The 13,011-nt window shown below is 65.0% G+C and carries 12 protein-coding genes and 1 pseudogene; 2 read left to right on the forward strand and 11 right to left on the reverse strand.

The genetic code is table 11. From position 1 onward, the window contains the following. Nucleotides 1-130 precede the first annotated feature (130 nt). On the forward strand, nucleotides 131-670 hold the full coding sequence (locus tag ACIPIJ_RS06395; RefSeq protein ID WP_401073968.1) for a histidine phosphatase family protein: 540 nt from the start codon (nucleotides 131-133) through the stop codon (nucleotides 668-670). A 6-nt stretch (nucleotides 671-676) separates the two neighbouring features. Here the strand turns inward: ACIPIJ_RS06395 and ACIPIJ_RS06400 are convergent, their stop codons facing one another. The 4 genes and pseudogenes from ACIPIJ_RS06400 to ACIPIJ_RS06415 form a co-directional block, all read right to left on the reverse strand. Further along, nucleotides 677-1,462, reverse strand: coding sequence for a sulfite exporter TauE/SafE family protein (locus ACIPIJ_RS06400; protein WP_401073971.1), 786 nt, complete (start codon nucleotides 1,460-1,462; stop codon nucleotides 677-679). A 149-nt stretch (nucleotides 1,463-1,611) separates the two neighbouring features. Further along, nucleotides 1,612-2,442: a methyl-accepting chemotaxis protein gene (locus ACIPIJ_RS06405; protein ID WP_401075699.1), complete on the reverse strand. Its 831-nt coding sequence runs from the start codon at nucleotides 2,440-2,442 to the stop codon at nucleotides 1,612-1,614. A gap of 27 nt (nucleotides 2,443-2,469) precedes the next feature. Next, nucleotides 2,470-3,498 (reverse strand): annotated as a pseudogene (mcpA, locus tag ACIPIJ_RS06410) (methyl-accepting chemotaxis protein McpA); the annotation flags it as partial. A 143-nt stretch (nucleotides 3,499-3,641) separates the two neighbouring features. Beyond that, nucleotides 3,642-4,520: a LysR family transcriptional regulator gene (locus ACIPIJ_RS06415; RefSeq protein WP_401073974.1), complete on the reverse strand. Its 879-nt coding sequence runs from the start codon at nucleotides 4,518-4,520 to the stop codon at nucleotides 3,642-3,644. Between the two features lie 102 nt (nucleotides 4,521-4,622). Here ACIPIJ_RS06415 and ACIPIJ_RS06420 point away from each other — a divergent pair, with 102 nt between their 5' ends. Further along, nucleotides 4,623-5,051: a PACE efflux transporter gene (locus ACIPIJ_RS06420; protein ID WP_401073977.1), complete on the forward strand. Its 429-nt coding sequence runs from the start codon at nucleotides 4,623-4,625 to the stop codon at nucleotides 5,049-5,051. Between the two features lie 16 nt (nucleotides 5,052-5,067). Here ACIPIJ_RS06420 and ACIPIJ_RS06425 read toward each other — a convergent pair whose 3' ends face one another. The 7 genes from ACIPIJ_RS06425 to ACIPIJ_RS06455 all read right to left on the reverse strand — a co-directional run bounded on the left by ACIPIJ_RS06425 (nucleotide 5,068) and on the right by ACIPIJ_RS06455 (nucleotide 12,914). Next, nucleotides 5,068-6,114, reverse strand: a complete 1,047-nt coding sequence (locus tag ACIPIJ_RS06425) for a hypothetical protein (RefSeq protein WP_401073980.1) — start codon at nucleotides 6,112-6,114, stop codon at nucleotides 5,068-5,070. A gap of 223 nt (nucleotides 6,115-6,337) precedes the next feature. After that, a complete protein-coding gene (locus ACIPIJ_RS06430; protein WP_401073983.1) occupies nucleotides 6,338-7,024 on the reverse strand; it encodes a GntR family transcriptional regulator in 687 nt (228 codons plus the stop codon). 16 nt (nucleotides 7,025-7,040) lie between these two features. Next, the gene (locus tag ACIPIJ_RS06435) at nucleotides 7,041-7,745 is read right to left on the reverse strand and encodes a FadR/GntR family transcriptional regulator (RefSeq protein ID WP_401073985.1); all 705 of its coding nucleotides are present in this window, start codon (nucleotides 7,743-7,745) and stop codon (nucleotides 7,041-7,043) included. 44 nt (nucleotides 7,746-7,789) lie between these two features. Further along, complete coding sequence (locus ACIPIJ_RS06440) at nucleotides 7,790-9,100, reverse strand: C4-dicarboxylate transporter DctA (RefSeq protein ID WP_401073988.1); 1,311 nt, start codon at nucleotides 9,098-9,100, stop codon at nucleotides 7,790-7,792. Between the two features lie 283 nt (nucleotides 9,101-9,383). Continuing rightward, nucleotides 9,384-9,869 carry an Lrp/AsnC family transcriptional regulator gene (locus ACIPIJ_RS06445; protein WP_401073990.1) on the reverse strand — a complete coding sequence of 162 codons (486 nt, stop codon included), beginning with the start codon at nucleotides 9,867-9,869 and terminating at the stop codon, nucleotides 9,384-9,386. Nucleotides 9,870-9,946: 77 nt separating this feature from the next. Beyond that, entirely contained in the window at nucleotides 9,947-11,011 is a 1,065-nt protein-coding gene (locus ACIPIJ_RS06450) for an ornithine cyclodeaminase (protein WP_401073993.1), read from the reverse strand. A gap of 148 nt (nucleotides 11,012-11,159) precedes the next feature. Next, nucleotides 11,160-12,914, reverse strand: a complete 1,755-nt coding sequence (locus ACIPIJ_RS06455) for a sigma-54-dependent Fis family transcriptional regulator (RefSeq protein WP_401073996.1) — start codon at nucleotides 12,912-12,914, stop codon at nucleotides 11,160-11,162. Between the last annotated feature and the right edge of the window lie 97 nt (nucleotides 12,915-13,011).

The raw sequence follows: 13,011 nt of genomic DNA on the forward strand, positions 1-13,011 counted from the left end.
CTAGTGGCATTTCGCCTAGGTTGGAGTGGCGATCGTAGCGCAGTGTTCCTCACCGGCGGCGACAATAGTGCGGAAAAAAAACCGTTGGCGTGCTAAACCGGTCGTCCCGTCTTTGTGAAGAAACTTCCCGGTGAAAGCCATACGCCTGACGTTGATCTGCCATGCCCTGACGCCAGCCCAGAAGCTGGGGCGCCTGCCCCATCCCGATGACGGCATCCTGGCGCTGGATGCTCAGCCATTCGCAGAGGTGCCCCAGGTGCGCATGCTGACCGCGCCTGAGCGACGTGCGGGCGAGACGGCGGCGTGGTTTTCGGCGCAGGCGCAGATCGAGCCTGCGCTGGCCGATTGCAACCTTGGCCGTTGGCAGGGGCTTTCACTCAAGCAGTTGCAGGCTGAGCAGCCAGAAGCATTGGCGCAGTGGCTGCATGACCCACACAGTGCGCCCCATGGCGGTGAGTCGTTCGCCGACCTGTGCCAGCGCATGGCGGGCTGGCTGGCGGCATTCGATACACCGGGCGAGTGGTTGGCGGTGACTCACCCGATGGTCATTCGTGCGGTGCTGGTGCAGTTGCTGGGTGGCCCGCTCAGCGCCCAGCGAAGCATCGATGTGCTACCGCTGTCGCGCCTGGCGCTGAGTTTTGCCGGGCAGTGGCGCTTGCGCCTGGGCTAGCCTGGCTCAGAACGCCAGCTTGTAGCCGATCAGCAGCAGCATGGCGGCCAGGCAAGGGCGCAATACACGGTCGGAAATCCGCCCGGTGAGGTGGCTGCCCAGATAAATGCCGGGCAGCGAACCGAGCAGCAGGTAGCCGAGCAGCGACCAGTCCATGTTACCCATGCCGGCGTGGCCCAGGCCTGCAACCAGCGTCAGTGGCACAGCATGGGCGATCTCGGTGCCGACCAGGCGGCGGGTGACCAGGAACGGGTAAAGCAGGAACAGGGCCACGGTACCCAGCGCGCCCGCCCCGATCGAGGTGAGCGTGACCATCACACCCAGCACCACCCCGGTCAGCACGGTGAGGGTATTGAGGGTGCGGTCGCTGAGGGAGTAATGGTCACCGGCATGGCGATTGGCGAATGCCTGCAGGCGCGACTTGAACAGGATTGCCAGCGCGGTGAGGATCAACACCACCGCGAGGCCCTGCTTGATGACGGCGTTGAGCGCCGAGGTGTCGGTGTGCAGGGTGCTGAGGAACCACAGGGTCAGTGCGGCAGCCGGGACGCTGCCCATGCTGAGCAGGCCGGTGATCTTCCAGTCGATGTTCTTGTTGCGGCCATGCACCCAGACGCCGCTGGCCTTGGTGATGGCGGCATACAGCAGGTCGGTGCCGACGGCAGTGGCCGGGCTGATGCCGAACCACAGCAGGATCGGCGTCATCAGCGAACCGCCACCGACGCCGGTCATGCCCACGATAAAACCTACAACCAATCCAGCAATGGTGAAACCAAAAGAACCTACATCCATACGCTACTCGACTGCCCAGCTTTAGCCCGTGATCGGATGGGTGCCAGCATATAGGTAGTTTTTATAGCCAAATAGACTTGTTCGTTATTAGGTTATAACCGGCCGGGCACGGATCAGGGCTGCTGCGCAGCCCATCGCCGCGATTCAACTCAGATGCGGAAGCTGCCTACCAGTTGCTTCAACCGCCCAGCCTGCTGAGCCAATGCATCGCAATGCTGCAGCGTCTGGTTGAGGTTCTCCACCCCTTGCTGGTTGAGGGCGTTGATCTGGGTGATGTCCAGGTTCAGGCTTTCGACCACTGCGGTCTGCTCTTCGGTGGCGGTGGCCACCGACTGGTTCATGCCATCGATCTCGCCGATGCGCTGGGTCACGCTGGCCAGGCGCACGCCGGCCTGGTTGGCCACCTGCACGGTTTGCTCGCTGGACACCTGGCTGGTGTTCATGGTGTGCACCGCTTCACGTGAGCCGACCTGCAGGCTGGTGATCATGCGGTGGATCTCCTCGGCGGATTCCTGGGTGCGGTGCGCCAGGTTGCGGACCTCGTCGGCGACCACCGCAAACCCACGCCCGGCCTCGCCGGCACGCGCCGCTTCGATGGCGGCATTGAGCGCCAGCAGGTTGGTCTGCTGGGAAATGCCCTTGATCACGTCGAGGATCTTGCCGATTTCATCGGTGCTGGCATTGAGCGTTTCGATCTGCTCGCAGGATTCGCTGATGCGCTGCGACAGCGCGGTCATGGCGTTGATCGCTTCCTCGACCACTTGCCGCCCGCCATTGGCCTGCTCGCTGGCGCCGCTGGCGTGTTGCGAGGCGTCGGCGGCGTTGCGGGCGATTTCCTGGGTGGCGGCGCCCAGCTCGTTGATGGCCGCGGCAACGCTGTTGGTCCGCAGGCTCTGTTCTTCGGAGCCGATGATCGACGCATTGGAGGCGTTGACCACTTTTTCCGACAGGTCATGCACCAGCCGCGTGGCCGAGGACACTTCGCTGATCGAGGTGTGGATACGCTCGACGAAGTGGTTGAACGAGGTGGCCAGTTCGCCGAACTCGTCCTTGCGCTGCACGTCCAAGCGGCGGGTCAGGTCGCCTTCACCCTCGGCGATGTCGCGCATGGCGCGGCCCATGGTGGTCAGTGGGCGCATCAGCACCGGGATCAGCAGGCCCAGCAAACCGGCAATGGCGGCCACGGCGATGAGCATGGCGATGATCGCCGAGGTACGGAACTGGCCGAGGGCCGCGTAGGCCTTGTCCTTGTCGATCGACAGGCCGATGTACCACTGCGCCGACGGCAGGCCGGCCACCGGGGTGAAGGCGATCAACCGCTGCTGGCCATCCAGGGTGGCGTCCTGCAGGTCGGCGGCGACGCGCAGGCCGCTGCCGGGGTAGATGTCCTTGAGGTTTTTCATCACCTGGTCTTTGTCCGGGCTGACGATCACCTGGCCGCTGCTGTCGGCGAGGAAGGCGTGGCCGATGCCGCCGAAGTCGACCGAGTTGATGATCTGCACCAGGGTGTCGAGGGTCAGGTCGCCGCCGACCACGCCGATCAGTTCGCCGTTGCGCTTGCTTTTCACGGGGGTGGCGATGGTCACCATCAGGCCGCCGACGGCGCCTTGGTAGGGGGCGGTGAGCACGGTTTGCCCGGCGCTCGCCGCGCTGCCGTACCACGGCCGCTGGCGCGGGTCGTAGCCGGCCGGCATCTGCGTGTCGGGGCGCTGGGTGAACCCACCGTTGGCCTGGCCCAGGTAGGTGAACAGGAAGTTTCGCGTGTAGGAAGGCTGCTCGATCAGCCCCGCCAGGGTGTCGCCGGCCCCTTGTTCGGCGATGTCCTGGGCCAGGTTTTCCAGAACCAGGATGCGCCCGCTCATCCAGTTCTGCACGCTGCTGGCAGTCAGCGCGCCGGACTGTTGCACCGACGATTCGATGTTCTGGCGGATGGTGTTGCGTTGCAGGTAATCGTTGTAGAGCGTGAACAGGGCAAATGCCAGCACCACGACGCCGCAGGCGCTGAGCAGGATCTTGTGGCGAAATTTCAGGTTCATGTTTCGAGACCTTGAGCCATGGAGGGGAGGGCGCCGCACGCTTGTGGCGCGATGGCGGGCCTGTCCTCACTCCTATCGGCAATTCGCGCTGAAAATTGAAGTGCTTACGGCATGTAGCTGAGGCGATTTCGACGGACGGTGCGCTAGCGTTTGGCTAGCTGTTCGATCAGCAGGCGGGCCGCCTGGCGCAGCGGTTGCTGCTTGCGCCACAAGGCATGAATCGGCAGCTGCAGCTCGTTGCGGGTGTTGCGAAACTGCAGGCGCACCAGGCGCCCGGCGTCGATCAGCGGCGCCACCCGCGCCAGCGGCAGGTCACCCCAGCCAAGGCCCGCTTCGACCATTTGCAGGGCGAAATCGAAACTGTCGGTGGACCAGTGTGTGGCGCCGATCAGCGCACGCGGGTCGGCCAGCGGCAGGTCGCGGCTGCGTACCAGGATCTGGCGCACGTTGATCAGGTCTTCCAGGTAATGGATGCGCCCATCCAGCAGTGCCGGGTGCGACGGTGACAGGGTGGCCACCAGCGACGCCATGCCGATGTGCTGAAACCCCCGGCGGGCATCGACCTGCAGGCCGGCGAAGGCCAGGCACAGGTCGGCGCGGCCGCTGTCGAGCAACTGCAGCGCCTCTTCCTGAGGCGCGCTGAGTAGCTGGATGTCCAGCAGCGGGAAGCGCTCCCCGAGCTTGGCGATGGCAGCCAGCAGGGGGCGGTGGTCGATGTCCGGGACCACTGCGAGGGTCAGGCTGCTCTCCAGCCCTTGAGACAACTCCAGGGCGTGTACTTGCAGCAGCCCGAGCTGTTCGGCGATCAGCCTTGCGTGGGGTTCGAGCGCCAGGGCCTGGGCGGTTGCGCGTACTTCGCGCGCGCCGCGCTCGAACAAGGCGTAGCCCAGTTCCGCCTCAAGGTTGCCGACCGCCATGCTGACTGCCGAGGGCACCCGGCCCAGGGTGCGGGCAGCGGCGGAAAACGAGCCGCGGTCGAGCACGGCCAGAAACAGCTGGATATTGTCGCTGGAAAAGTTCATGGCAGCCTCCTGTCAGTAAATCTGAAAGCTACCAACTTTTTCTGTCAAGAGTATTGAAGCATTCTTGCGCGCCTTCGTTTTTCGTTACATGAGGTAAACCCCGTGCAGGGACTGAAACGCAAACTGGTCTACGTCACCTTCTACGAATTGATTGGCCTGTGCATGTCGACCCTGGGTCTGGCCTATCTGTCGGACACCGAGGCTTCGCACACCGGGCCGCTGGCGGTGATGATCACCACCATCGCCATGCTCTGGAACCTGATCTACAACAGCCTGTTCGAGCTCTGGGAGAGCCGCCAGGCCAAGCGTGGACGCAGCGTGGCGCGGCGGGTGGCGCATGCCATCGGCTTCCAGCTGACCTTGGTGGTGTACCTGATTCCGCTGATCGCGTGGTGGCTGGACATGACCCTGGTGGAGGCATTTTTGGTCGACCTGGCATTCATCATTCTGGTGCCGTGCTACACCTTCGCCTACAACTGGGCGTTCGATCGGATCTTTGGTTTGCCGGCATCGGCCATGGCCACGGCCTGAGCGGCAGTTCCGGCCTCTAAGGCGGCAGGCGAATCAGTAAGGGTTCCTGCCGTGCGGGCTGGACCGGCTGCTGTTGCTGTTCTTGCGCCTGCGGCCGCGGCGTACTCACTAGCAAACTGTCCTCGACCTGCCCCGACAGGTAATACACCCCCGCCATGGCGCCGCTCTGGCGGTTCTCCATCAATTCCTGCCATTCCTGGTTGAGCGCCACGTTGAGGATCACCCGCAACTGCTCGACCATCTCCGGTTGTTCGCGGTCATGGGTCACCATGCCGTAGCCTGCCGCGGCTATCGAGATCATGGCGCCGGCCACCTTGCCCACCGCGCTCGCCACGGCGCTGGCAATACCGCGCGGGGCCAGGGTGGCGCCGAGCTTTTCGCTGGCGCGGTTGGCGACCGACGACAAGCCCACGTTGGTCTGCCCAGGGCCCTTGGCGGCTTGCTGGTGCAGGTGCTCACGCAAAGCCAACCAGGCCGGTTGCTGGTCGAGCGGTTTGGCCTTGAGCAACTGATAGAGGCTGGCGTTGCGTGCCGGCGGTGGCCCCAGGTTTATCGCGGGGACACGGTTGAGGCGCTGGCTGAGCTGGTCGGGCGGGGCGTTGTAGCGCTGGATGATGGCCGGCAGCTGCTGGCCGAACAGTTGCAGGTACAGCTCGCAGGCGCGGTCGCGGATACCTTCGGGGTTGATCTGCTCGGCCACCGGTTCGATCACCCGCTCGTGGTACTGCTCCTGCAGGTACAGGGCCAGGCGCTTTTCTGCGGGCTCGCGGCCTTCACCACTGTCGAGTTTGTACCAGGCCACCTTGAGGGTCAGCCATTGCTGGGTCCAGTAACCGGTGAACCAGGGGATGAAATCGCTTTCGGTGCGCTGCTGCACCTGCTCTTTCCACACCCGCATGGAGCGCCGCGCATAGTCGTTGGCAGAGCCCGCAGCGCCCACCGAGGCATCGATCAGTTCCTGGTCGATGCGCTGCCAGGCGGCGGGCGTCAGCACGGCGGGCGGTGGCGGGGCAGGCGGGCGCTTGCTGGCACAGCCGCCGAGGGCCAGCAATATGCAAAGCATGGTGATCGCGCGCCGGTTCACAGGCCTGCCTCCAAAGTAGGGTGGAGGGTAGTCCAAGTATAGGCGCGCTCGTGCACGAGCCGATCAGAGGATGACGTGATCGGGTGTGTACACCCACTCACTTGCCGCGGCAATGCCTCCATCTGAAACGACGCAAATCGCTGCCCTGCCAGATCTGCGCGGCAGGGTGGGAGGACTGCAGCCAATGCCAGCCATTGCAGCTTCAGCGGTCTGTCAGGTCCAGCTTGGCCTCCAGTCGGTCCAGGTGTTCATGCATCAAGGTCAGCGCAGCCGCCTCGTCCGCGGCTTCGACGGCGTCGATGATTGCCGCATGCTCTTGCCAGGCGCAGTGGTCGCAGCAGGGCGACTCATAGCGGGCAATGATCAGCGAGGTCATCGGCACCAGGCCATTGAGAAAACGTGCCAGCGGCGCGTTGGCGGCCACCTGCGCGAGCTTGAGGTGGAACTCGCCGCCCAGGCGGATGGCTGCGCAGCGCTCGCCGCGTTCGTGATGCTGGCGCTCGCGCTCTACCAGTGAGCGCAATTGGCGGATCTGCGTCGGCCGTGCGCGCTGTGCGGCCAGGCTGATCAAGGTGGTTTCGGCCAGGCGCCGTGCACTGAGCACCTGGCGCGCCTGTTGCGGGTCGGGCGCGGCCAGGTGCGCGGTGTGGCTGGGGCGTTGCACCACCACTTGCTGGTCTGACAAGCGCCCAAGTACCCGGCGGATCACCGTGCGGCTGACGCCGAAGGCGGTGCCCAGAGCCTGTTCGGGCAGCAGGCTGCCGGGCGGCAGGCGCTGTTCAAGGATGGCATCGAACAGCCGCGGGTAGATTTGTTCGGCCGACAGGCGGGTTTCGCCGGCGGCGAGCAGGGCTGGCAGATGGGGGGTGGCGTGGGCGCTGGCGGTCATGGGCGCTCTCCTTGGGTCATGGGCGCGGATGGTCATCCGGGATGTTCAGTTCGATGCCCATGCGCTGGCCTTCGGCGAGGATGTGCTGGCGCATCTGGGCGCTGGCCAGGGCGCTGTTACGGTCGCGAATGGCGCGTACCACGGCTTCGTTTTCCTTCAGCCGCGCGGCCAGGTGCTCGGGCGAGTTGCGCAGCATTTCGGCGCTTTGCTTGAGCGCGTTGCCGGTCTGCTGCACCACGCTCTGGAAGATCGGGTTGGTGGTCAGCGCAAACAGCGCCTGGTGAAAGGCGATGTAGGCCTTGGCCCCGGCTTCGCTGTCGTCGGCATCCAGGGCTTCGCGCATGTCCATCAGGGTCAGGCGCAGCTGGCCGATATCCTGGCTGTTGGCCGATTGCGCCACCAGGCCGACGATGAAGGGTTCAAGGGTGTAGCGCAGCTCCAGCACATCGGCCAGGCTGGCTGCAGCGGCGCTGTCGACGCCGGGTTCCGGCTGGGCCGCTTCGGCCTCCAGCACCAGCACGCCCTTGCCGGGCAGCGAACGTACCAGGCCCAGGGTTTCCAGCACGGTCACCGCTTCGCGCAGGCTGGGGCGGCTGATGCCCAGCTGTTCGGCCAGCTCGCGCTGGCCGGGCAGCATGTCGCCGGAGCGCCATTGGCCGCGGGCCAGGGCCTGGCGCAGTTTTTCCACCACGGAGGTGACGACGGTCGATGAGCTGATCACGGTTCGCTCCTGAAAGGGCCGGCGCTAGCGCCGGCCACGTGGGCTCAGAATTCCTGTTGATGGGCGTTGGGCTGCTTGCGTGGCGCATGGGCGAAGCCGGGTTTGCCATCGAGCACGTTTTGTGCGCGTTCCAGGTCGATGTCTTTCTCCCAGCGGGCGATGGCCACGGTGGCGACACAGTTGCCGATCAGGTTGGTCAACGCCCGGCCGATGCCCATGAACCAGTCCACCGCCAGTACCAGCACCAGGCCCACCACCGGGATCGCCGGCACGGCGGTCAGGGTGGCGGCGAGGATCACCAGCGCCGAGCCTGGGATGCCGTGAGCCCCCTTGGACGTCACCAGCGACACCAGCAAAATGGTCAGCAAGTCGGTCATCGCCAGCGGCGTGCCGGTGGCGTTGGCGATGAACACGATGGCCAGGGTCAGGTAGATGGAGAACCCGTCGAGGTTGAACGAGTAGCCGGTGGGGATCACCAGGCCCACGGTGGAGCTGCCGATGCCGAGGTGTTCAAGCTTGCGCATGATCTGTGGCAGCACGGCGTCGGAGGAGGCGGTGCCGAGGACGATGGTCAGTTCTTCGCGCAGGTACTTGATGAACGGCAGCAATTTGAGGCCAGACACGCGCATCACTGTACCGAGGACGATCAGCACGAAGCCGGCGCAGGTCAGGTAGAACAACGCCACCAGGCCACCCAGGTGCTGCAGCGACTCCAGGCCATATTTGCTGGTGGTGAAGGCGATGGCGCCGAACACGCCGATCGGTGCCAGGCGCACGATCATGCCCATGATGCGGAAGATCACGTGGCTGAGTTCGTTGATCAACCGCGAAATGCCGGCGGCCGAATCACCCACCAGGTTAAGCGCGCTGCCGAACAGCACGGAGAACAGCAGCACCTGGAGGATGTTGTTGTCGGCGAAGGCGCCCACCACCGAGGTCGGGATCAGGTCCATGAAGAACGCGGTGGCGCCATGGATATGCTGGCCGCGCTCGGCCAGGCCGTTGGCGTCGGCGGCGGACAGCTGGTCCAGGTGGATATTGGCGCCGCTGCCGATGCCGCTGCTGAAGGCGAACACCAGGCCGATCACCAGGGCGATGGTGGTCAGCACTTCGAAGTAGATCACTGATTTCAGGCCGATGCGCCCGACCTTTTTCAGGTCGCCAGCGCCAGAAATGCCGCTGACCACCACGCAGAAGACGATCAGGCCGATGAGCATCTTGATCAGCTTGATGAAGCCGTCGCCGAGGGGTTTGAGTTGCAGGGAAAGGTCGGGGAAGCTGAGGCCGCAGGCGATGCCGAGGGCAAGGCCGAGCACGACTTGCAGGAAGATCGAACGCGAGCACCATTTGAGCATGGGAGTGATCTCTGATCGGTGTCCTTGCTTCGGTGCCGCACGGGGCGAAAGAGCGCAGGACTTAATTATTTTTGTGGTCTTACCGGTTTGTTCAGCGCGGGACCATAAAAGCGCGAAAAAACCGACTTTGCAAGGGTTTTTGGCCTTACCGGTCTGACCAGTTGTGGGGCATCTTGGCCTGGCAGGCTCTAGTTCGGTGCGCGCTGTCGATTGTGCTCACGCAGCGGTAGGTGGGGTTTGCCAGTGCCTGGCCAGAGTTTGCAATCTGCCTGCCAACTTGTGGTCAGGGCTGCGGCGCCATGCGCTTGACCGAGGCCAGTTCAGGGTGGGCGACCAGCTTGTCGATGTGCAGCGCGTCATCGTTCATCCAGGTCTCGCTCAGCACCCGGTAATGTTCCATGTCGCGGCAGCGCATGCGCAGGCTGTAGTCGAAGTGGCCGCTGATCAGCTGGCATTCATACACCTGCGGGCAGGCTTGCATCGTGGCCTCGAAGGCCTTTTGCGCGGCGCGCCCGCTCTGGTTCGACAGGGCCACTAGCACCAGCAACGACAGCCCCGGGGCGACTTTCTGCAGGTCGATGATGGCGCCATAGCCGCGGATGACGCCGCGCCGCTCCAGCTTGCGCACGCGCTCAAGGCAGGGGCGTGGGGTGAGGTGAACCAGGCTGGAGAGTTTTTCGAAGGTGATCCGCCCATCGATGCGCAGCACGTCGATGATGGCCTGGTCGATACGGTCCAGCGGGGGGTGGGGGGCGTCCTGGGTGTCCATGCGCGCGGCTTCTTTGCAAAAGGGGCATGGACAGGGTAGGCGCAAACAGCAGGGGCTGCCTGGCAGCCCCGGTTCGCTCAGGCGCAGGCGCTGTGGGCCTGTTGAGCAGCACGCACTTCAACCACGCGCGGTTGCAGCAGGGCATAGAGGTCCTTCGGGTTCTGCAGCGCGGGCACCAGCGCGATGTCCTGGCCGATACCCAGCGCCGGCGCGGTATCCAGCACATAGCGCAGCGCCGAGTAGTCCTCCAGGGCAAAGCCTACCGAGTCGAACAAGGTGACCTGGGCAGCGCTTTCACGGCCCTTGGCAAAGCCTGAGACGACCTGCCAGAACTCGGTGACCGGCGAATCGGCCGGCATCTGCTGGATCTCGCCTTCGACCCGGCTTTGCGGTTCGTACTCGACGATTACCCGCGCCCGTTCGACGATGTCGCGGTGCAGCTCGGTCTTGCCGGGGCAGTCGCCGCCGACGGCGTTCAGGTGCATGCCCGGTTCGATCATGTCGGGCGTGAGAATGGTCGCGCAGGCTTTGTCCGCCGTGACGGTGGTGACAATGTCTGCACCGCGCACCGCTTCGGCGACAGAGTGGGCGACGATCAGCTTGAGCCCGGGCCGGCCGGCCAGGTTGGCCACCAGCTTGGCAGTGGCCGCCGCGTCGATGTCGTACAGGCGGATTTCATCGATGCCCAGCAGGGTCTTGAAGGCGATGGCCTGGAACTCGCTTTGCGAGCCATTGCCGATCAGCGCCATGCTGCGGCTGTCTTCGCGCGCCAGGTAGCGGGCAGCGAGGGCCGAAGTGGCTGCGGTGCGGATCGCCGTGGCCAGGGTCATCTCGCTGAGCAGCAGCGGCGCGCCGGAATCGACATCGCTCAGGGTACCGAAGGCCATCACCGTTGGCAGGCCATGGCGGGTGTTCTTCGGGTGCCCGTTGACGTACTTGAAGGCGTACAGGCTGGCGTCGGACACCGGCATCAGCTCGATCACGCCGTCTGTGGAATGGTTGGCCAGGCGCGGGCACTTTTCAAAGTCGTGCCAGCGCAGGTAGTCCTGGCGGATGTACTCGGCCATCTCCACCATGCAGGTGGCCAGGCCCTTGCGATTGGCCAGGCGGGCGAGGTCTTGCACATCGATGAAGCGGGTCATGGAGGTCTCCCTGCGACGTAGCGTCAGGGATATTGTCGTACGGGCAGCGGCGCGATGCTGGCTGAAGAAAGGGGGGGTGGCAGCCGTTACAGCTGGTTAGGCGCAGATGGCAGCCGAATCGGCTGCGAGGCGCCTATGGCGGGCCCCGTCATGGCTCACGCAGCCTTTTGTACAAGGTGGTGCGGCTGATGCCCAGCACGCGTGCGACTGCTGAAAGGTTGCCGTTGGCCTGCTGCAGCAAACCCTGCAGGTCGGATTTTTCGCTGACAGGGGACGTGCTCGTCTGTTCGCATGCCTCGGCCAGAAACGCCGCCGGAAGGTGTTCGACGCCGACTGGCGCGTTGCCCGCCAAGGCCAGCGCCACCTGCAGCACGCTGACCAGCTCGCGCACATTACCGGGCCAGGGATGCCGATCAAGCAGGTCGACGATGGCCTGGGGCAGGTGTGCGGGCTGCCCAGGGTCGCGATGGCGTGCATGCAACTGCTCGATCAGTTGCCGCCGGTCACTGCGCTCGCGCAGCGGCGGCAATACCAATGCGAGCCCGGCGATGCGGTAATAGAGGTCCTGGCGAAAACGCCCGGCACGCACCTCCTCGGCCAGGTCGCGGTTGCTCGCCGAGACTACGCGAATGTCCACTGCCACCGGTTCGCCGCTGCCCAGTGGCTGGATGCTGCGCGATTGCAGCACGCGCAGCAGGCGGGCCTGGGTCGGCAGCGGCATGTCGCCGACTTCGTCGAGGAACAGGACGCCGTGGTCGGCCTTGCGAATCAGCCCGGGGTTGCCCTTGTGATGAGCGCCGGTAAAGGCGCCTTTGTCGTAGCCGAACAGCTCCGATTCGACCAGCTCCGCCGGGATTGCCGCGCAGTTGACCGCGATCAGCGGCTGGCGGGCACGGCTGCTGGCGCGGTGCAGGGCTTCGACGAAGACTTCCTTGCCGGCTCCGGTTTCACCCTGGACCAGTACCGGGATGTCTTTTTCCAGCAACAAGCTCGCTTGGGCCAGGGCTTTTTCCAGGCGCGGGTCACCATTGCAAGGTGCAGGGCGCGTGGGGCTTGGTGGGGGCGCCTGCCATTGGCAGTGGAAGCGGTTGCGCCCGGCCGCCTGCAGGGCAAAGGGTTGCTGCTGTGGCTGAGCGAGCAACTGGCGCATCGGCATCTGAAACAGCTGCTCAAGGTTCTGGTGCAGCGGGTTGCCGCCCAACAGGCTGTCGGCGCGGTGATTGGCGGCGAGCACCTGGCCGTGCTCGTCGAACACCAGCAACCCGGCCCAGGGGCTGTCGAGGTTGTCGGAGGCGCTGTTGAACAGCAGCTGCGCGTGCTGGCTGGCATGTTGCGCGAGGATCAGCCGGTTCTCCAGGCTCTGGCCCATCATGCGCACCAGGCCGAGGGTCTGGGTGGCGGGCAGGTAGCCGTCGCTGGCCACGTCGAGCACGCCGACCAGTTGTCGCTCGGCATCGAACAGCGGCGCTGCGGCGCTGGACATGTAGCGGTTCTGGCGCAGGTAGTGCTCGTCCTGGCCGACATGGATCGGCTCGGCGCAGACCAGTGCGGTGCCCAGCGCGTTGGTGCCCACGCCGCGTTCGTGCCAGTGGGCACCGGCGCTGAAGCCGCGCTGATGCTGCGGCTCGACGAAGCGTCGCGAGCCCCAGGTGTCGAGCAGGCAGCCGCTGGCGTCGGCGAGCATGATCAGGTAGCTGGCATTGCCCAGCAGGTGCGCGTATTGCGGCAGCACGGCATCGCGGGTCAGTTGCAGCAGCGCCTGGCGCCGCGCCAGCAGGGTGCTGAGTTCGGCACGGGTCAGGCAATCGAAGTCCGGTGCGCTCTGCGGCTGCAGGCCAAGCTCGCGGCAGCGGGCCCAAGAGGCCTGGATCAGTTGGGCATGGGTCGAAGCGGATGTGGCCATGGGCCTGTCCTGTGTGATTGTTGTTTTCAGCCGACCGCTGTTCAGTGTCGTTCAGGGTTGTTCAATGTCAAACCCGCGGCTGTTCAGGTGTTCAGCG

It is taken from the genome of Pseudomonas sp. NPDC087185 (genome assembly GCF_044744955.1).
GTDB lineage: Bacteria > Pseudomonadota > Gammaproteobacteria > Pseudomonadales > Pseudomonadaceae > Aquipseudomonas.

Bases quoted from the DNA above. Each gene is read 5' to 3' on its own strand.
- ACIPIJ_RS06400 (WP_401073971.1), bottom strand. From the start codon at position 1,462: ATGGATGTAGGTTCTTTTGGTTTCACCATTGCTGGATTGGTTGTAGGT.
- ACIPIJ_RS06415 (WP_401073974.1), bottom strand. From the start codon at position 4,520: ATGAACTTTTCCAGCGACAATATCCAGCTGTTTCTGGCCGTGCTCGAC.
- ACIPIJ_RS06425 (WP_401073980.1), bottom strand. From the start codon at position 6,114: ATGCTTTGCATATTGCTGGCCCTCGGCGGCTGTGCCAGCAAGCGCCCG.
- ACIPIJ_RS06430 (WP_401073983.1), bottom strand. From the start codon at position 7,024: ATGACCGCCAGCGCCCACGCCACCCCCCATCTGCCAGCCCTGCTCGCC.
- ACIPIJ_RS06440 (WP_401073988.1), bottom strand. From the start codon at position 9,100: ATGCTCAAATGGTGCTCGCGTTCGATCTTCCTGCAAGTCGTGCTCGGC.
- ACIPIJ_RS06445 (WP_401073990.1), bottom strand. From the start codon at position 9,869: ATGGACACCCAGGACGCCCCCCACCCCCCGCTGGACCGTATCGACCAG.
- ACIPIJ_RS06450 (WP_401073993.1), bottom strand. From the start codon at position 11,011: ATGACCCGCTTCATCGATGTGCAAGACCTCGCCCGCCTGGCCAATCGC.
- ACIPIJ_RS06455 (WP_401073996.1), bottom strand. From the start codon at position 12,914: ATGGCCACATCCGCTTCGACCCATGCCCAACTGATCCAGGCCTCTTGG.